This is a genomic window from Campylobacter coli LMG 9860 (assembly GCF_000254135.1).
Taxonomy (GTDB): domain Bacteria; phylum Campylobacterota; class Campylobacteria; order Campylobacterales; family Campylobacteraceae; genus Campylobacter_D; species Campylobacter_D coli.
Window position 1 is genome coordinate 1 of record NZ_AINS01000037.1, and the last position, 19,993, is coordinate 19,993.

The following is a 19,993-nucleotide window of genomic DNA, read 5'->3' on the forward strand; positions in this document are numbered from 1 at the left end:
CTCTACCGGCTGAGCTAACGAGACATTTTTTAAATGAAAATGTGATTATGCCAAAATATATATCGATTTGTCAAGGAAATTTAGCTTATTTTTGATATTTTCTTTCTAAATAGCGTGAAAATACACCTATAGGTAAGGTTAAGATAAGATATGCAAAAGCTAAAACGATATATCCTTCCAAGGTTGCAAAGATATATGAATTCACTTCTTGTATACTTTGGGTAAGCTCATTAAGTGCAATCACGCTTAATAAAGAACTGTCTTTGATAAGGTTAGCAAGTTGCCCACTAATAGGAGCTAAAATATTTTTAATAGCTTGAGGAAAAATGATGTATAAAAAAATTTGCCTTTCGCTAAGTCCTAAAGCCCTAGCGCTTTCTATTTGAATGATAGGTACACTTAAAATCCCTGCTCTAAAAATTTCAGATAAATAAGCTGCTGAAAACATGGAAAGGATAAATATCCCTACGATGTAGCGATCATCAAATCCTAAGCTATTTGCAATGATATAAAAAACTAAAAGCACTTGCACAAGCAAGGGGGTTCCTCGTATAAGCTCCACATATAAAGTAGCAAAAAATCTCAAAATAATAATCTTACTTAAAGAAAAAAAGCAAATTACAATCCCCAAAAATATACTGCATATTAAAGCAAAAAAACTAACAGATAGGGTTTGAAAAAAACCATAGATAATTTTATTTTTATATTCTAGTAAAGAAACAAAATTGAAATGATAAGCACTCACACTAAAGCTAAAATAAAAAAATAAGCTTAAAATAAAAATTAAAACCAAAGAATTAAAAAATATCGTTTTTTTAGAAAGTGGTGCTTGAAATTTAAAATTTTTACATTTTTGTATAAATAAAGACAAGTTTTCTCCTTTTATTGTAGATATTTTAGCCAAAGTCTAATTAAATTTAATTAAGCTCTAATTTTAAAATTTTTTATAAGTTAAACTTAACTATGATTATAAAAACAAAATAAGGAAACTAAAATGCTGATTTTAGGACACTATTTATTAACACAAAATTCAAATTTTTGCTTTATTGATGAAAGCAAAAAACTAAAAAAAGATCAAATTTCTTGCTTTTTGTATAATGAAGAAATCATCCAAAATGCAAAAAATGAAAATTTGGATTTTGCTGTTTTGATACAAGATAAAAATGAAATTTTTCTAAGCAATGCTTTAGGGGCTAAATTTTTACTTTTTGATGATGAAAATTTAGCTCGTTTTGCTTCTGAAGTAGCGGAATTTTATCTCTTTGATAGCAAAATTTTACTCCTAGTAGAAAATTTACATAAGCTTGAAAAAGCTTATGAATTAAGACTTGATGGAGTGATTTTAAAAAGTCTAATACAAGATTATCATTAAGAAAAAAATCATCCTTGATGATAATCTTTATTTAAATTTCTAGTAAAATACATAGCTGCATAAATTCCAAACATAGCTATAAAGGTTCCTATCAATAATGCATATTCATCTTGCTTTAACATAATAAACAAACATAAATATAAAATAAATAAAATCGTAGCCATTACTATAGCAAAACGCTTTTGCCCCATGATGCTTAAAGTGTAAAGCGATAAAGGTATAATTATAGCCAAGCTTGAAAAAAGATAAGCAAAATTAAATCCTATGCGCTCGCTAAAACTTAAAAGCATAAGGTAAAATACTATCAAACTTGCTCCTAAAATCGCGTATTGAAGTAAAATAACATTTTTCTTTGAAGCAAGCTCGCATAAAAACAACACCAAGAAAGTTAAAATAATAAACAAATACCCATATTTTATCATACGATCGATCAAGCGATACTCATCCACCCCTTGATAAAACTCAACACTCAATCTTCTTTTCTCCACCCTATCATTTGAGATGCTATTTTGAAATTCATAAAAAGCACCAAAGCCCTTTTTATCGATAGAATAATCATTTGGCAAAGCATATTCAAAGGAAGGGTTTGTAGCATTTGAGTTTATATGTATGATATTTTCTTTAGCTTGCATATTAGCATCAAAAGAGCCATAACCTTTTAATTGTAAAGTTCCACTTACCCATAAAACATCTTTTAAGATATTAAATTGTAAATCTTTTAAATTTCCATTTGAAAATTGGATAGAATTTTCATCAAAATTGCTTAAATTTTCCATATTAAAACTTGCATTAAAATCCACGAAAGCAGTATAAAGCGGAATTTTATAAATACCCTTAATGCGTTCTTGATATTTTAAATCCACCCAAAGCTCTAATTTATTAGGCAAAATTTTTTCATTTAAACTTGGCGTATAAAACTCATCACTACCCCAAGCTTTTCCCATCAATGAAATAACATTTTGTGCATTATATTTTCTATCTTCTACTAAGGTTTTTAACATCAATAAAGGAATAAGTAAAACTATGCTTATAATAAAAATCAAAACACCTTTTAAAGTAAGAGATTTTAATCTTTGATTTCTAGCATACTCTTGCATGAATTTATTTTCGTCAAATTTTTGCTCCATCTTTTTTCCCTATTCGTTTCTTAAAGTATCTAAAACATTGATTTGTGTTGCTTTTTTAGCAGGATAATAAGAAGATAAAGCAATGATTATCAAAGCACCCACCAAGGTTAAAGAAAAATCCATCACAGATAAATCAAGCGGTAATTTGCTCGTACCATAAACATCTGCGGGTAAGGTGACAATATCAAAATTTCCTAAAAGCCACAAAGCAAAAAATGCGAGTATGATTCCTATGATCATACCGCCACCACCTATTAGCATGCCTAAGGCAAAAAAGCTTTTCTTAACTTCTAATTTACTAGCACCTAAAGCAAGTAAAAGTGCGATTTCGGTGCGACGATTCATTACTATCATCAGTAAAGAACTCACTATATTTAAGCTTGCCACCAAGATAATAAGCATCAAAACAATAAAAAGCGCTCTTTTTTCAAGCTTAAGAGCAGAAAAGAAGTTTTGATTTTGTTCCCACCAGCCTACAACAGCATAATCACTCTTTAGGTAGGATTTAAGTTTTTCTACATCCTTAAATGCATTTTCGCTATAAACATGTACGCCATCATAACTTTGTTGATTGCTAATACCAAGTACTTTTCGAAGTGCGTTTACATCCGTATACATATAAGCTTTATCATAAAATATAAGCCCTGAAGTAAAACGCGCTTTCACATTAAAGCGTTTAGCTTGTGGAACCAAAGAAAATCCACTGGGGCTAAGATTTGAAAAGATAAGTGAAAGTTTGTCGTTTTTATGTAAATTAAGTTCATCTGCAAGCACCGAACCCACAAGTATATCAAAGCCGCTTAAATTCTCATCTTTTAAAGCTTTAGCTACCACTTCATTGATCTTAACTTCATCGTTGAAATTCACGCCAAAAAGGACACCTCCTTCAAAGCGATTGTCTGCTTTTGCTACAACTTGAGTGCTAATATACGGACTAAAAAGCAAATGAGGAAATTCTCTTTTAAGCTCTGTTACCAAATCATCATTCATAGGAGAATAAAATTTTGGCACTATGGTAATAGGATAATTCATCACAAAAAAACGCTTTTCAAATTCTTTATCAAAGCCATTCATGATAGCCATTGCCACAAGTAAAACACAAAGTCCTACACAAACTCCTAAAAAAGCTAAAAGCATAGAGAGATTGATAAAGGGTTGCTCTTTATCAAATCTTAAGTATTTAAAAAGTAGATATTTTAAAACGCTTTTTTTCAAGCTAAAATTCCTTGTTTAGGCCCACTTTTTCCATGGCATTCTTTAAATTTTTTACCGCTTCCGCAAGGGCAAGGAGCATTGCGTGGAACTTTTTTAAATTCAGCCTCGCCTAAATTATCCTCACTAGCACCCATTTCCACTGATTTTTCAAATAAAGCTTCATTTTCTTGATTTGCTTTTTCTTCTAAATTTTGTGCTTCTTCTTGGTTAAATTTCACACTAAAAAGCAATTTGATGCTATCAAATTTGATACGATTAACAAGCTCTAAAAAAAGATTATAACTTTCTTTTTTGTATTCTACTAAAGGATCTTTTTGATTATATCCGCGAAGTCCTATACCTGTTTTTAAAATATCCATTTGATATAAATGCTCACGCCAAGCATTGTCTAAAACTTGCAAATATAAAATGCGCTCTATGTGATGAAGCTGTTTAGAATCCAATTTTGACATTTTTTCATCGTATGATTTTTCTAGTATTTCGCTTAGTTTTTCTTGCATTTCAATCAAACTAAGATTTTCAAAATCACTTTGTTTAAGTTCAATGGAACATTCATCCAAAATTTTAGCTTTTAAATTTTCAAAATTTAAATCCACTCCACTTTCTTCAATCATAAAATCATTCATGACATAAGCACTATATTCTGCAATATTTTGTGAAATTTTAGTTTTAATATCGTATTCTTCATCTAAAAGTTCATTGCGGTAACGATAGATGGTCTTTCTTTGTTCATTGGCCACATCATCATACTCAAGCAAATGTTTTCTACTTTCAAAATGTAAGCTTTCAACCTTTTTTTGCGCATTTTCAACTGCTCTTGTTACAATCCTTGATTCTATATGCTCGCCCTCTTGTATTCCCAAGCGCTCCATAATATTTTTGATACGATCACCACCAAAAATTCTTAAAAGATTATCTTCCAAACTCAAATAAAAACGGCTAATACCTGGATCACCCTGCCTTCCTGCACGACCACGAAGTTGATTATCAATACGGCGGCTTTCATGTCTTTCTGTACCGATGATATAAAGTCCACCCAAAGCTCTTATCTCATCATCGATTTTTATATCCACGCCACGACCTGCCATATTTGTAGCGATAGTCACTGCACCTTTTTTTCCCGCATCTTGAATAATTAAAGCTTCTTGCTCGTGATTTTTAGCATTTAAAACATGATGAGGAATTTTTTCTTTTACAAGCATATTGTGAAAAACTTCACTTCTTTCAATGCTCGCAGTTCCTACAAGTACAGGTTGTCCTTTAGCGTTTGCTTTTTTGATTTCTTCGATTACAGCTTTAAATTTTTCATTTTGAGTTTTATAAATCAAATCATCCTTATCCTGTCTTTTGATAGGGATATTTGTAGGTATAGAAACAACATCTAAGCTGTAAATTTGGGAAAATTCAGTTGCTTCTGTTTGTGCCGTTCCTGTCATACCGGCTAATTTTTCATACATTCTAAAATAGTTTTGAAATGTAATATCAGCTAAAGTCTGGCTTTCTTCTTGAATTTTTACATTTTCCTTAGCCTCTAAAGCTTGATGAAGTCCTTCGCTAAATCGGCGACCCTCGCTTAAACGACCCGTAAATTCATCAACGATGATTACTTCGTTATTTCTTAGAACATAATGCACATCTTTTTCAAAAAGATTGTGTGCCTTTAAAGCTTGATCAAGCTGATGAGCCAAGATAGCATTATCAAGACTGTATAAATTTTCCACACCAAATAATTTTTCAGCTTTGGCAATTCCTGCTTCTGTGATTAAGATATTACGATTTTTTTCATCCACTATAAAATCACCCTCAGGTTTAGCAGGAGGTAAAACCGCCTCACCTCTTTGCATTTGCTTGGCTACTTCATTTGCCTTGATATAACCATCTAAAGTACGATTTGTAGGGCCACTGATGATAAGTGGAGTTCTTGCTTCATCGATTAAAATACTATCTACTTCATCCACAATAACAAAATGATGTTCTCTTTGTACCTTTTCGGCCTTTGAAAATTTCATATTATCACGCAAATAATCAAAACCAAATTCATTATTTGTCCCATAAGTAATATCACAATCATAGGCTTTTTTATGTTCTAAATCACTATTTTGAGATGAAAGAATCACGCCTACGCTAAAGCCTAAAAAATTATAAATCGCACTCATTTGTTCCGCATCTCTTTTAGCCAAATAATCATTGACCGTAACCACATGCACGCCTTTTCCACTCATAGCATTTAGCACAACAGGTAGGGTTGCTACAAGAGTTTTACCCTCCCCTGTTTTCATTTCTGCGATTTTTCCATCGTGCAAAACCATACCGCCGATTAATTGCACATCAAAATGGCGCATATTTAAAGTTCTTTTTCCCACTTCTCTAACTATGGCAAAAACATCATTTAAAATATCACTTTCTTTTTTTTCTCCACTTAGAATTTGCTCTTTAAATTTTCCAAATTCAGCCTTTAATTCATCATCACTTAAATTTTGATATTTACTCTCAAGAGCATTTATTTGTGCTACTCGTTTAAGATATTTTTTTACCTCACGATCATTTTTTGTCCCAAATACGGCTTTTAAGGTATTTAAAAACATTTTTAAACCTCTTTTGATATTTTTTTCAAGCTATGATTATAACGATTATTTAATTAAAATTAGCTAGAATGTTGTAAAAATTCCAAAATAAATTTAGAAGGTAAGTATATGAAAAAAATATTTTGTTTATTTTTCTTTTTTTTAAGTCATATTTTAGCTATTGATCTTAATTTTAACACCTATTCTAGCAATTTCACGCAATCAGTAAAATCAAAAGATTCAACCCTTTCATACTCAGGACATTTTATCTTAAGTCAAGAACAAGCTTATTGGAGCTATGACACTCCAAGCAAAAAAGAAATATATATCAATAAAAATCAAATCATCTTAGTAGAACATGATTTAGAACAAGTTGTTTTTTCACATCTTGATAACATCCCTAACCTTAATGAAATTTTTAAAAAAGCAAAGCATTTAAATGACAATCAACTGATCGCAAAATATGAAAATATAAATTATACCATCACGCTCAAAGATAATGAAATTCAAAGTATTGCTTATAAGGATGAATTTGAAAACGATATTTTAATCACTCTAAACCATCAAATCAAAAATCCTACTATCAATCCTGAAGTTTTTAAACCCAAATTTCCTAATTATTACGATATGGTTCGCTAAGATTAAGGCATTGTTGAATTTGTATCCAAATTCAACTCAAAGCCTTTTTCTTCAGAGCTATTATTTTCTTTAAAAATTTGCGGTGGATTTGCAATCAAATCTCGCTTTATCTTCTCTTCTATATCTGAAGTCATTTTAGGGATATTAAGAGTATTGATATCGATTTCTCCATTGTCATATTGATTTTGTGTATTATCATCTTGAAAAAGTTGATCTATTTGTGGAGTTTCTATATTGGAAATATTTGGAACCGCGGGAGTTTGAGGAAGTTCTAAATTATCAAGAGCTTTTTTAACTTCGCTACCTACATTTTTTTCCTTAGCTTCAGTACTTGCCAAGAAACGCTTAAATTCTTCTAAATCAAATTTTTCTACTCCGCTTAGAGATAAGATATAAATCTCGTTGATTTTAATTTTGTATTTTTTATCTATAAATTTTTCTAAAGTTTTTTTAAAATTATTTTTTCCAAGCTCTGTAAAAATATCTTCATAAAAAAATCCAGAAATCACGGTATTTACCGCATCTGTAAGCTTGTTTTCATTTTCTTTTAATTTCTCGCCTTCAAATTCTAAAGAAATTTCAATTTTTTTAAGTACATTTGCTCCGCTTTTTGAGTATAAATCTGTTCTTATTTTATCAAGCTCTAAACTTTGTGCATTAAGGCTTAAAGATAAAAAAGCAAGTAAAAATATTTTTTTCATTCTCATCCTTTTAAATGATATTATTTTCCAATTCAAGATCTAAAAAATCATTATTTTGATAAAATTCTCTCACACTTATATCAAATTTTAAAATACTAGCAAAATAGGCTTTAAAATTTATTCTTTTTGTAAAATAAATTTTAAGAGTAGCAGGATTTATAGCACGCGATAAAGCCACATAAAGTTGTCCGTTTTCAAAAATATGATCAATATCGCATACTAATTTTTCTATACTCATACCCTGTGATTTATGTATGGTAATAGCATAAGCTAGTTTGATAGGAAATTGACTTACGCTTGCAAGTACATTGATAAACATTTCATTATTATTTTGCTCAAGCTCTTCCATAAAAAATACATAGGGTTCAAGCATAATTTTAATACCATTGTTTTTCATGATACCAATATAAGTCTTATCCTCTTCATAAGTGATACTTTCGATGATGCCTTGCTCGCCATTATAATATCCCTTATCCCAATTATTTACACAAAAAATAACGCGTGCGCCTATTTTGAGTTTAAGCTCGTCTAAAATATTTAAACTTTTTATCCAAGTTTGAATTTTGTGCTCATCTATATCTTTAGATTCTTTGCAAATTTCAGCTTTAAAACAAACAAGCGGACTTTCAAGCTTGCTTAATCTATCATCATTGACAGCATTTACCTTTTTATTTATACTACAAAGCAAGGTATAATCATCATCTAATTCTTCTAATTCTTTTGTATTGATATATAAATTTTCAAAAAAATTTAAAATTTTATCATCTAAAAATCCTTGCCTAATCAAGGATAAATTTCCATAAAATTCTAAATTATGCGTTCTTTTTGGTTGAGTTAATTTGATATTTTTAAATTTTAATTCTTTCCAAAAAAAGGAAGAAAAAGCATAGGTAGAATTTAAAAAAAGATTTTCTTTTTTCTCTTTAATCACGGGCGGTAATTGAAAAAAATCACCCACAACTAAAATTTTACCATCAAATTGCGAATTTTTCAATCTAAAACCTATCATCTCAAAAATATCAGCACTTACCATAGAAATTTCATCGATGATGATTAAATCAATTTTTTTAAGATTTTCTTTTAACTTTAAAATCTTCTCTCTTTGTTTTTGATTGCGATCAAAAACGCTAAGCGTATCCATATCTTGACAATAACCCAAACAAAAAAAACTATGCAAGGTTACCCCTGCTATATTAAATGCTGAAAGTGCGCTAGAACCAAGAGCTATAACGACCTTGCCTTGTCTTTTGTAAGAGCGTATGAGTTCATTGGTTAAAAAACTTTTCCCAACGCCTGCGCCACCACTTAAAAAAACATTATCATAGACTAAAAATTTCTCTAGTTTATCAAGCATTATATTTCCTTGGCTTTAATTATAACTACTTTTTGTAAAAGGTTGATTATGAAAATTTGGCTATATCCTTGTCTTACAGCACTATTTTTTACCGCTTGTTCTATAAAAGAAACAAAATTAAGTCCAGCCCTATCTCAAACTATTTTAAATTTTAAAGATCAGCAAGACTCACACTATGCAAAACTCGAATTTGATCAAAATATCAGCATTTTATCCAAAATGAATCAAAATATAAATTTTGATTCTCAAAAATACAAACAACTTTTTTTTAGCCCATGGCACAGCTCTTTTAAAACTTTAAAAAATCAAAATCTTTTTTGGTCATTTTCTTTATATACAAATCCTAAAAATACTTATTATTTCTTTAACAAGCAAGTAATTCCTTTATCATGGTTTGAAAAAACTATAGATAATGCAAACACTAAAGAGCTAGGCAAGTTTGATAAAAAAGCTTTAGTAATACAAAACACCCTTATTAAAAATATCCCTACGCAAAGAGCGATTTTAAAAAATCCTTTTCTTGAAAATGAAGGAATTCCTTTTGATTATGCAAGCGATAGTATTTTAAATGCGGGTACTCCTATTTTAGTTTCGCATTTTAGCAAGGATAAGCGTTATGCTTTTGTATTAAGCGAAGCAGGGGTGGGTTTTATAGAAAGCAAAGATTTGGAATTTTTCTCTAACAATAGAGCGCAAATTTATGAAAAGCTTAACTTTCTTACACCCCTAAAAGAAAAACTAGCTATTTTAGATGAGGATGGAAATTTTTTCTTTGAAAGCAGAATCGGAGCGCTTTATCCTTATTATAAGGAAGATAAGAATTATTTTTACGGAAAAATAGGCCCTAAAAAATACAAGATATCTAAAGATAATGCAAGTAATTTTCCTCTAAACTTCAATGATGAAAATTTAAAAAATCAAATTTCTGAAGTTTTAAATTTGCCTTATGGCTGGGGCGGTTATAATTTTGAAAGAGATTGCTCTTTACTTACTCGTGATGTCTTTTCAGCTTTTGGGCTTTATTTGCCAAGAAATTCAGCTGCGCAAAAAAATTCTTTTACGCATTTTGATATAAACACTCTTGATAATTCTCAAAAAAAAGATTTCTTAGATCGTTTTGGAAAAGCTTATTTAAATTTACTCTATTTGCCTGGTCACATAATGCTTTATGCAGGAAAAATTTCAGATAAAAATGTCGCTGTGCACAATATATGGGGATTAAGAAAAGACGAAACCCAAAGACTGCTTATAAGCTCGAGTGTTATTACTAGCTTAGAAATTGGAAAAGATGAAATTTCAAAAGAAAATTTATTGCTTTCAAGACTTAAAGAGGTAAGTTTTATTTATTTGAGTAAAGAAGAAAAAGAACAAATTACAAATTATTTAGAAAAGCTAAAAAACAAAGCGGACTAATTTTAAAAAGCCCTTATTAAAGAGCTTTTTAAATTTTTAATCAATAAATCTTTTCGATAAATCACCAAAATACTCTATGCGTCTATCGCGTAAAAAAGGCCACCAACGACGCACATTTTCACTTCTTTGTAAGTCAATATCGACAAGCTTTATGCATTCATTTTCACTATCTAAAATACAAATTTCTTCACCTTGTGGTCCAAAAACAAAAGAATTTCCCCAAAATCTTATCCCCTCTTCTACACCACTTTTATCCTCTTCAAAACCCACTCTATTGACTGCTATAGTATATAAACCATTAGCAATAGCATGTCCTTTTTGAACCCCTAGCCAAGCGCCAAGTTGCCTTTGTTTTTCTTCTTTTTCATCCTTGTCAAACCAACCAATAGCAGTAGGATAAATCAGAATTTGAGCTCCTTTTAAAGCCATAAGTCTAGCTGCTTCAGGATACCACTGATCCCAACAAACAAGCACTCCAAGCTTTCCTAAACTTGTATTTATAGGCTCAAAACCCAAATCACCTGGGGTAAAATAGAATTTTTCATAAAAACAAGGATCATCAGGTATATGCATCTTGCGATATTTTCCTGCTATACTTCCGTCTTTTTCAAAAACTACAGCAGTATTATGATAAAGCCCCGCGCTTCTTTTTTCAAAAAGTGAAGTAAGTAAAACTACACCGTGCTTCTTTGCTATACTCAACCAAAACTGCACATCTTTTTCATAATCATTTGCCAAATCAAAAAAATCTACATTTTCACTTTGGCAAAAATACTCGCTTTGATGAAGCTCTCCCAAGCAAACAAGCTCGGCTCCTTGCTTGGCGGCTTGTTCGATAAATTCGCAAGTTTTTTCTATGGTTTTTTCTTTAGTAAAATGAAATTTTTGTTGAATTAGTGCAATTTTCATTGTCTTTGCCTTTCTTGTTCTTCATCATCATAAGGATCTAGGTGAATTTGTATATCCCATTTTTCCCCATTAAACATTTCACGCACACCATTTTCTATCTCATCTGAAACTTTATGTGCGCTTAAAAGCGAAATTATAGGACAAAACACCAAATGAACGCTTAAATAATTGCAATTTGGAGTTTTACGCGTTTTTAACTCATGATAAGAAATCACTTCAGGATTACTAGATATTAAAGCGCAAATTTGATTAACCTGCTCCTTAGGCAAAGCCTCATCCATTAAAAAAGCTAAAGCTTTTTTGATAATTTTAAAAGCAGAAAATGCAGTATAAAGACTCACGACTATGCCAAAAATCGCATCAATAATATGCAAATTTGTAAAATAAATCAAAACCAAAGCTGCTAAAGTAAAAGCATTAGTCAAGCAATCTGTTTTATAATGTAAAGCATCACTTTCTATAATTAAGCTTTTAGTTTTTTTAACCACATAATTTAAAAAAAGTACAAGTAGAAAAGTAAGTATTAAAGCAAAAATCATTACATAAATACTTGCATTTAAATTAATAATTTCTTCTTTATAATAAATTTTTAAAATACTTTCATAAAAAATAAAAATCCCTACTGATACGATGAAAACACCTTCTAAAAGTCCCATTAAAGCTTCGATTTTAGAAAAACCAAAATTATAATTTTCGTTTGCTTTTTGAGAACTTTTTTTTAAGGCTAAAAAGTTAAAAGCCGATATTGCAAAGTCCATCAAAGAATCAATCGCACTTGAAAGTACAGCTACTGAACCGCTTGTTATACCCACTACAAATTTAATCAAAGCCAATACTATAGCGCATAAACTTGCTATAAGCGTTGCCTTTTTTTGTAAATTCATCTTAGACCCTTGAAGCGGTTTTGACAAGAGCAGTGTAAAGAGCCATTTTGGCGTAAAAACACTCTTGCATCTACGCCTATAATCTTGCGTTTAGGTAAAGCCTTAACCAATCTTTGCCTTATGATTTCATCATTTTCATCCTTATAAAAAGGCATAATCAAGGCATCATTTACAAAAACAAAATTTGCATAAGTGGCTCCAAGTCTTCTTTCTTCATAATACAAAGGCTTTGGCAAGGGTAGCTCTACTAAATTAAACCCTGTGGCTTCAAGTTCTTTTTTCATCTTTTGCAAGGGTATATAATGCTCATCTTTTTCATCTTCGCAAATAGAATGCGCTATAGTATTTTTATCGATAAATCTTGCTAAAGTATCGATATGATGATCTGTATCATCACCTTTTATAAAACCATTTTCTAGCCAAATAATTTGTTTTAAGCCAAAAATTTCTTTTAATTTTACTTCAATTTGGCTTTTGTCTAAATGAGAATTTCTGTTTTCATTTAAAAGACAATTGGAGCTTGTAAGCATTACGCCTTCGCCATTAAAATCAATACTTCCACCCTCTAAAATAAAATCGATTTTTATAAGCTTTTCATTAAATTTTTCTTTAAAAAGTTTAGAATTTACTTCATTATCTAGCTCGCTTTGAAATTTATTTCCCCAAGCATTAAAAGTAAAATCAAGAGCTTTTAAACGATTGTCTTCTAAAATATCAATAGCACCAAAATCGCGTATCCATGTATCATTAGTATCACATACAAAAAATTCTACATTTGCTATATTTTCAAATGGAGCAAAGTCGCTTTTACTAGGAGCGATAAGTAAAACCTTTTGAAATTCACTTGCTGCTTTAACAAAATCCTTATAAGCCTGTATAATCTCTCCTAAATAAGGCTTCCAATCGCTCTTTTCATGAGGTAAAGAAAGCATTAAATATTCTTGCTCACTCCATTCGGGAATTGATTTTATCATTTAACTACCTTTTTTGATAATAAAATTATAATTGTATCATTTTTTAGTTTTTTGTCAAGTCGAAGAAAAACACTCCTAACTAAGGAGTGTGGCATGTTATTTAAAGAATATTTCCATCTCGCCGTTGTTAAGGATTAATTTGCCATTTTTATTTGAAATTGTAAAACTTCCTTTAAAATTTGAAAGAAAAGCATTTTCAAATTCCATAACATCCAAAGGATGGCAAAGCATTTGAGTTGAAGCGACACGATCTCCTTGAATTTCTAAAGTATTTTCATTACTTTGATAAGAACCAAAGAAACGATTACATCCTGCATAACCATAAAATTTATTATTTTCAAAACTGATATTTGGGTTTTCTTCAGCATTTTTAGGATCAAAGGTTTTACCATTAACTACGATTTTATCTATTTCAAAAAGCTGATTTTGCATAAATTCATTGCTGATTTTAGAAGTTGACTTTGAATTTACAGAAGTGCTAGCACAACCAGCAAAAAAAGCTGCAGCTAAAACAATTTGCAAAGTTTTTTTCATATTTTTCCTTTAAATTTGAAATTGACTCAATTCACTTTCTAAATTATGACACACTATTTTTAACTCATCTGCCACTTGAAGTAGAATTTTAGAGATTTCCTCATTTTTACCGCTTGCTTCAACATTTTCTCGCATATGTATAAGCAAATTTTGAATATTTTCTTGCGAAATTTTAATCCTCTGAGTGCATTGGGTCACAAGATTTTTAGAATTTTGATTGCAAAGTTTTACTTCGTTTGCACTACTTGCAAGCAAATGGGTATTTTCATTGAGTGAAAAAATACTATGAGAATTTTCCTTAAGTTCCTTAGTAACCTCTTGTATGCTCTCTAGGAGTTCTTTAATTATAAGCTCTACATTGTGTAAAAATTCCTCACTATTATTAGCCAAAGCTCTAATATCTTCAGCAATGACAGAAAAACCTTTACCATAACTACCCGCTCTAGCAGATTCTATACCTGCATTTAAAGATAAAAGATTGGTTTTGTCTGCTATTTCGCCCATCATTTGTGTAGCTTTTTGTATATTTTGTGCATATTTGACCATATTTTCAATTTTTAGTGCCAAGTTGTTTTCATTTTGCACTAAATCACTTACTTTTTTATCAATTTCAAGAAGTGAGTGTATCATCTGATCTAAGAGCTGATAAGATTTATCATTTGCTTTATTTGCATCGCTAGAAAGATTAGATATTTCATCCAAATCCGCCCCTATATCAACGCCTAGCTTAAAACTAGAATCTATCTTTTGATGACTAGAAGTTGAAATTTCATTAAGCTCTATAGCATTAGAATTTAAAAGTATGCTTTGTTTTTCTACATTTTTGGAGTTAAGACTTGCACTGCTTACTGTTTTTTGAGTTTTCTCTATAAATTGGTTAATATACTCGCATGCTTTAGCGATTTCATCACGCCCTTTAACCCTTATCCTAGCTCTTAAATTCCCACTTCCTTGTGCTAATTCTTTGGCATGGCTTAAAAGTTCCATAATAGGATTTCCTACAACCATTTTAAGCACAAAAAGTACCACTACAAGCGTAAAAATTAAAGCTATAGTAAAAATCACTATATAAGATCTACTCGTTTTTGCAATATCTTTTTCTATGTTTTCTAAAGAATGATATACATCCATAACACCCAAAACACTACCCAAATTTGCATTGGCATGACAAGCTATACAACTCTCATCTGCGATCAAAGGACGAATAAGCCTTAGGTGATTAATATTATCAAGCTTTTGCTCTAAAGAAATTAAATTAGGCTGTGTAAATTGATCTATAATGAGCTTTTCTTGTGAAATTTTAGGGTTTTTAATCTCAAAAAGTTCTATGGTTTCTTTCGAAGGGTAAATTTTAATATCACTAATACCTTCTATCGTTTTAGCATCTTCAATAGCTTCTTGAATTTTTTCAGGATCACCTAAATTCATAGCCATTCTCATGGTTTGAAAGACAGAAGAACTAACGGTATTTAAATTAGATTTACTCATCTTATCTGCGGTATTTTTAAAGTCTAAATTTAAAATCAATTGCATAGCAATAAAACTCAACACCAAAACAACAAAAATCGCCGCAGAAACTTTAAAACCTATAGTTCTAAACATTTTTTTCTTTCTTTAAAAATTTATTTTATTTTACTTTATTTTTGTTTAAAATTATTTAAATAATATAAATTATATCTTATTTTAACACACTCAATTAATGTAAAAAATGTCTCACTCCTGTAAAATAAAGCGCTATACCATACTCATTTGCTGCTTGTATCACTTCATCATCTCTTATGCTTCCACCTGGTTCTACTATGGCTTTAACCCCTACTTTACTTGCTTCGTCTATGCTATCTCTGAAAGGAAAAAAGGCTTCACTAGCTAAAACGCAACCTTGCAAATCAAGCCCCATTTCTTTAGCTTTAGCGATCGCTGCCTTTGCTGCATCGATTCTACTTGTCATACCCATTCCTATGGCTACCATAGCGCCATTTTTTACATAAACAACATTGTTTGATTTTGTAAGAGCTGCAACTTTCATAGCAATCTCAAGATCTTGAATTTCTACTTGACTTGCTTCTCTTTGGCTTACAAGCTTGGCATTTTTAAGCTCGTCTTCACCCACTTCATCGCTATTTTGATATACAAAGCCCCCATCAATATGTTTAAAATCATAGCTATCAAAACTTCTAATCAAATAAGGACTTTCTTGAGTAAAGATTTTAATACGCTTTTTACCCTCAAATACAGCCAAAGCTTTTTCATCTACATTTGCTGCGATAATCACTTCTACATAAATTTCATTGATCTTATTTGCTAAAGCCTCATCAAGGGTTCCATTTACAGCAACCACTCCTCCATAAGCACTTATACTATCGCATTTTAAAGCATGTATATAGCTTTGTACTAAATTTTCTTTTATCGCAAAACCGCAAGGATTGCCATGTTTTACGATAGCAATAGCAGGAGCCTTATCAAAACTACTTGCTAAATTTAAAGCTGCGTTAATATCAGTAAGATTGTTAAAACTTGCCTCGCCTTTTAGAGCCTTAAAATTGGTACTAAAAAAGGCATCAAATTCATACAAAGCTCCTTTTTGATGTGGATTTTCGCCATATTTTGTATCAAAAACTTTTTGACCTACTATGAATTTACTCGCTCCAAACCCCCTATTAAATCTTTCATTCATATAATTTGCAATATAAGCATCATAATTTGCCGTATGCTCATAAGCTTTTATCATCAAATTTAGGCGAAATTTCTCATCATTTTCACCCTTTTTTAAAGCTTCAATCGTCTTTTCATAATCAAGCGGATCGCAAAGCACCATCACATCTTTATAATTTTTAGCCGCACTTCTTATCATCGCAGGGCCGCCTATATCGATATTTTCGATAATTTCATCAAAATCATCGCTCATTATAGTGGTTTTTTTAAAAGGATATAAATTTACACAAACTAAATCAATGCCTAAAATTCCATTTTCTTTTGCTTGCTTGATATGACTTTCATCGCTTCTTTTATGTAAAATTCCGCCGTGAATTTTTGGATGCAAAGTTTTTACGCGCCCTTCAAAAAGCTCAGGACTTTTTGTAAATTCACTTACTTCTACAACCTTTACTCCATTTTCTTTTAAAAGCTTAAAAGTACCGCCCGTTGAAAGTAGCTCAAAACCTAGATTTTCAAGTTCTTTTCCAAATTCTACTATACCTTCTTTATCGCTCACACTTAATAACGCTCTCATATTCACTCCTTTTTTTTAAATTTCGTTTGAAATATTTTTATAAATTTAATTTATACTAGATAAAGTCCACTCGTTCTTAGATAAGATTCTTAAAGGAAAATATTTTTCTTTTAAAATCATTTTTCTAAATGCTTTTTAATTTTTTCATAAGCTTCGTTGATTTTTTGAAATTTTTCTACACCTTTTTTAAGCTCTTCTTCGCTGACATTGTTTGCATTTAAAATATCAGGGTGATATTTTTTAGCTAAAGCTCTATATTGTTTTTTTACCGCGTTTAAATCCGCATTATTTGAAAGCTCTAAAATACGATAAGCCTCATCAAGGCTTAGTTCTTTTTTAGTACTTTTTAAATTTGAAATACTCGCAATAAAATTATCAAGCTCACTTTTTGCAATATCAAAAGCTTTTGCAATCTGCTCTAAAATTTCACGCTTTTTTGCACTAAAATCTGCATCAACCAAGGCCATAAACACAAGTACGCGAAGCACATTAAAGCGTTCATTTTTCGGTAAAGGAACTTCTTTTAAAAAATCCTTTGCCACATAAAAAGCATCGTGGATATTTTCTTTATGCTCATTAAAGCTTGCTTTTAAAAAAGCCCTTTCTCTTTCGTCTTTGGCGTTTGCATCTAAAATTTGACTGATCATTTCTGCTTCATTTTCGCTTACCCTACCATCACTTTTTGCTATCTTTGCCAAAAGTGCGATGACATAGTAATTCATACGCCTTTTAAATTCATCTATCCTCTCTTCCATAACTCCGCGAGCAAAGCCTTTAGCAAAACCTTTGGCTCCTCGCGTGGCTGAATTTAAAAAATCTTGCTTTCCCCAAGTTTTATAATACCAATAAAACACTAAGATAGTTAAAATAATTAAAACAAATATCATTGAATTTGCTCTTTAAAGCTATCAAAATAAAGTTTATTAAGTTCGTCTTTGCTTAAATTTATACTATCAAGTTTAAAACTTTGCTCTTTAGTGCTAAAACCTAGTTTTGTAGCTTTTACACCCAATTCATGTGCTAGTTTTAAAAATGCTTCTTCATTTTCTTTATCAAGGCCTACGATAGCACGACTAGCACTTTCATCAAAAATCATTTTTTCATCACTAAAGCCACTATTTAAATTTGCACCCATACTAGAAATAGCAAACATTTTTGCTAAAGTCATAGCAATACCCCCTATTCCTACGCTATTGGCACACTCAAGTAAAGAATTTTGATTGGCTTTATAAAGCAAATTCCAAAGTGCAAGTTCAGCCTTATAATCAAGCTCTTTGAGACTACCTGCTACCTTTTTATCCTGTATTTTCATAGCCATTGAAGCCGCAAATTCTCCAAAACTTTCACCTAAAAGATAAACGATAGTATTTTCTTTTTCAAAATTTGCTTTTAGGGTTTTATTTGCATCTTCTAAAACGCCCACATTAACTATAGTTGGACTTGGAAATATGCTAACACCTTCAGTTTCATTATAAAGTGAAACATTGCCGCTTACTACTGGGGTATTTAACTCTTTACAAGCTTCTTTAATGCCTTCGCAACCCTGTGCAAATTGCCACATCACTTCAGGATTTTGCGGATTTCCATAATTTAAACAATCACTTATTGCCAAAGGCTTAGCCCCCGTGCAAGCAACTTTTCTTCCTGCTGAAGCTACTGCTAAAGCGGCTCCAGTTTTAGGATTTACATAATTTAAACGCGAATTACACTCTATAGCCATTGCTACACTTGCACCATTTTCTTTGATGCGTATCACACTCGCACCTAAAGCTCCATCTGCTTTTATAGTATTTGTTTGCACACTAGAATCAAACTGATCATAAATAAAGGCTTTGTTGTTAATGTTTTCATTTTTTAGCATTTTTTCAAAAAGCTCTTGTTGAGACATTTTAAGCGTGAAGTTATAATCTTTAATTTCATTTAAATACTTTGGTTTACTCACAGGACGATCCAAAATCGGCGCTTTTTCACTCAAAGGATCAATAGGTATAAGCCCTACAAGCTCATCATGCCAAAAAAGCTCCATTTTTCCAGTATCAGTTACTTCACCCATAACCACAGCATCCAAATTCCATTTTTTAAAGATTTCTATAACCTTATCTTCATAGCCTTTTTTAGCACAAATTAACATTCTTTCTTGAGACTCACTCAGCATTAATTCATAAGGCGTCATACCGCTTTCTCGCATAGGAGTTTGATCAAGATAAAGCTTCATACCGCTACCACTTCTTCCTGCCATTTCAAAAGAGCTTGAAGTAAGTCCTGCTGCACCCATATCTTGAATACCTACAATATAATCTGTTTTAAAAAGCTCCAAGCAAGCTTCCATTAAAAGTTTTTCACTGAAAGGATCGCCAATTTGAACAGTAGGTCTTAAACTTTTACTTTCTTCATTGAAGCTATCACTTGCCATTACAGCTCCACCTAACCCATCTCGGCCCGTTTTAGAGCCTACATAAATCACAGGATTTCCTATGCCTTCGGCCTTAGCATAGAAGATATCTTCACTTTTACAAATACCCAAAGCAAAAGCATTGACTAAAATATTTCCATTAAAACACTCATCAAAAGCACATTCTCCACCTATAGTTGGCACACCCATGCAATTTCCATAATGAGAAATTCCATTTACCACACCTTTAACAAGGTATTTTTGATGTTTGCCGCATTTTTCATCATGGATATCGCCAAATTTTAAAGAATTCAGCCCTGCAACCACTCTTGCACCCATAGTAAAAACATCACGCAAAATTCCCCCTACTCCCGTAGCCGCACCTGCAAAAGGCTCGATAAAGCTAGGATGATTGTGACTTTCTACCTTAAAAACTGCTGCCATACCTTGCCCAATATCAATAACCCCTGCGTTTTCTCCTGGGCCTTGAATCACCCAAGGTGCTTTAGTTGGAAAACCATTAAGATATTTTTTACTAGATTTATAAGAGCAATGCTCGCTCCACATCGCAGAAATGACACCTAGTTCAAGTAAATTTGGCTCACGCCCTAAAATTTCTAATATTTGTTCATATTCCTCATCGCTGATTTTATGTGCTTTTATTGTTTCTTTGTCCATTTGTATCC

At 31.2% G+C, this 19,993-nt stretch carries 17 protein-coding genes; 3 read left to right on the plus strand and 14 right to left on the minus strand.

Translation table 11 applies throughout. The features are described from left to right. Positions 1 to 85 precede the first annotated feature (85 nt). The gene (locus CCO88_RS05285; RefSeq protein ID WP_002776916.1) at positions 86 to 871 is read right to left on the minus strand and encodes an amino acid ABC transporter permease; all 786 of its coding nucleotides are present in this window, start codon (positions 869 to 871) and stop codon (positions 86 to 88) included. 123 nt (positions 872 to 994) lie between these two features. Here CCO88_RS05285 and CCO88_RS05290 point away from each other — a divergent pair, with 123 nt between their 5' ends. Then, entirely contained in the window at positions 995 to 1,372 is a 378-nt protein-coding gene (locus CCO88_RS05290) for a hypothetical protein (RefSeq protein WP_002776914.1), read from the plus strand. 8 nt (positions 1,373 to 1,380) lie between these two features. Here the strand turns inward: CCO88_RS05290 and CCO88_RS05295 are convergent, their stop codons facing one another. From CCO88_RS05295 to secA, 3 genes are read right to left on the minus strand one after another with little or no spacing between them, the layout of a single operon-like run. Then, entirely contained in the window at positions 1,381 to 2,499 is a 1,119-nt protein-coding gene (locus CCO88_RS05295) for an inner membrane CreD family protein (protein WP_002786179.1), read from the minus strand. Between the two features lie 9 nt (positions 2,500 to 2,508). Beyond that, a complete protein-coding gene (locus tag CCO88_RS05300; RefSeq protein WP_002786181.1) occupies positions 2,509 to 3,714 on the minus strand; it encodes an ABC transporter permease in 1,206 nt (401 codons plus the stop codon). Next, positions 3,711 to 6,299, minus strand: coding sequence for a preprotein translocase subunit SecA (gene secA / locus CCO88_RS05305; protein WP_002807185.1), 2,589 nt, complete (start codon positions 6,297 to 6,299; stop codon positions 3,711 to 3,713). Before secA ends, CCO88_RS05300 begins: the two co-directional genes overlap by 4 nt. A gap of 108 nt (positions 6,300 to 6,407) precedes the next feature. On the opposite strand from secA, the gene lolA reads away from it, so the two are divergent. Further along, entirely contained in the window at positions 6,408 to 6,917 is a 510-nt protein-coding gene (gene lolA, locus CCO88_RS05310; protein WP_002799757.1) for a LolA-like outer membrane lipoprotein chaperone, read from the plus strand. Between the two features lie 2 nt (positions 6,918 to 6,919). Here lolA and CCO88_RS05315 read toward each other — a convergent pair whose 3' ends face one another. Continuing rightward, entirely contained in the window at positions 6,920 to 7,618 is a 699-nt protein-coding gene (locus CCO88_RS05315; protein WP_002776904.1) for a hypothetical protein, read from the minus strand. Positions 7,619 to 7,628: 10 nt separating this feature from the next. Beyond that, a complete protein-coding gene (locus CCO88_RS05320; protein ID WP_002818812.1) occupies positions 7,629 to 8,972 on the minus strand; it encodes an ATP-dependent DNA helicase in 1,344 nt (447 codons plus the stop codon). Between the two features lie 48 nt (positions 8,973 to 9,020). Between CCO88_RS05320 and CCO88_RS05325 the strand changes: the two genes are divergently transcribed. Continuing rightward, the gene (locus CCO88_RS05325) at positions 9,021 to 10,385 is read left to right on the plus strand and encodes an SH3 domain-containing C40 family peptidase (RefSeq protein WP_002804805.1); all 1,365 of its coding nucleotides are present in this window, start codon (positions 9,021 to 9,023) and stop codon (positions 10,383 to 10,385) included. A gap of 36 nt (positions 10,386 to 10,421) precedes the next feature. Here the strand turns inward: CCO88_RS05325 and CCO88_RS05330 are convergent, their stop codons facing one another. The 8 genes from CCO88_RS05330 to purL all read right to left on the minus strand — a co-directional run bounded on the left by CCO88_RS05330 (position 10,422) and on the right by purL (position 19,985). Then, positions 10,422 to 11,294 carry an N-carbamoylputrescine amidohydrolase gene (locus tag CCO88_RS05330; RefSeq protein WP_002839655.1) on the minus strand — a complete coding sequence of 291 codons (873 nt, stop codon included), beginning with the start codon at positions 11,292 to 11,294 and terminating at the stop codon, positions 10,422 to 10,424. Continuing rightward, positions 11,291 to 12,178, minus strand: a complete 888-nt coding sequence (locus CCO88_RS05335; RefSeq protein ID WP_002784760.1) for a cation diffusion facilitator family transporter — start codon at positions 12,176 to 12,178, stop codon at positions 11,291 to 11,293. Before CCO88_RS05335 ends, CCO88_RS05330 begins: the two co-directional genes overlap by 4 nt. After that, positions 12,175 to 13,152 (minus strand): agmatine deiminase family protein, encoded by a 978-nt coding sequence (locus tag CCO88_RS05340; RefSeq protein WP_002839656.1) that lies wholly within the window; start codon positions 13,150 to 13,152, stop codon positions 12,175 to 12,177. Before CCO88_RS05340 ends, CCO88_RS05335 begins: the two co-directional genes overlap by 4 nt. Before the next feature lie 96 nt (positions 13,153 to 13,248). Beyond that, complete coding sequence (locus tag CCO88_RS05345) at positions 13,249 to 13,686, minus strand: META domain-containing protein (protein WP_002776884.1); 438 nt, start codon at positions 13,684 to 13,686, stop codon at positions 13,249 to 13,251. A 9-nt stretch (positions 13,687 to 13,695) separates the two neighbouring features. Then, positions 13,696 to 15,288, minus strand: coding sequence for a methyl-accepting chemotaxis protein (locus tag CCO88_RS05350; protein WP_002793730.1), 1,593 nt, complete (start codon positions 15,286 to 15,288; stop codon positions 13,696 to 13,698). A 94-nt stretch (positions 15,289 to 15,382) separates the two neighbouring features. After that, positions 15,383 to 16,915, minus strand: a complete 1,533-nt coding sequence (purH, locus tag CCO88_RS05355; RefSeq protein WP_002809964.1) for a bifunctional phosphoribosylaminoimidazolecarboxamide formyltransferase/IMP cyclohydrolase — start codon at positions 16,913 to 16,915, stop codon at positions 15,383 to 15,385. Between the two features lie 116 nt (positions 16,916 to 17,031). After that, positions 17,032 to 17,802 (minus strand): DnaJ domain-containing protein, encoded by a 771-nt coding sequence (locus tag CCO88_RS05360; RefSeq protein ID WP_002782282.1) that lies wholly within the window; start codon positions 17,800 to 17,802, stop codon positions 17,032 to 17,034. Further along, on the minus strand, positions 17,799 to 19,985 hold the full coding sequence (gene purL / locus CCO88_RS05365; protein ID WP_002839657.1) for a phosphoribosylformylglycinamidine synthase subunit PurL: 2,187 nt from the start codon (positions 19,983 to 19,985) through the stop codon (positions 17,799 to 17,801). The genes CCO88_RS05360 and purL overlap by 4 nt, the downstream gene beginning before the upstream one ends. Between the last annotated feature and the right edge of the window lie 8 nt (positions 19,986 to 19,993).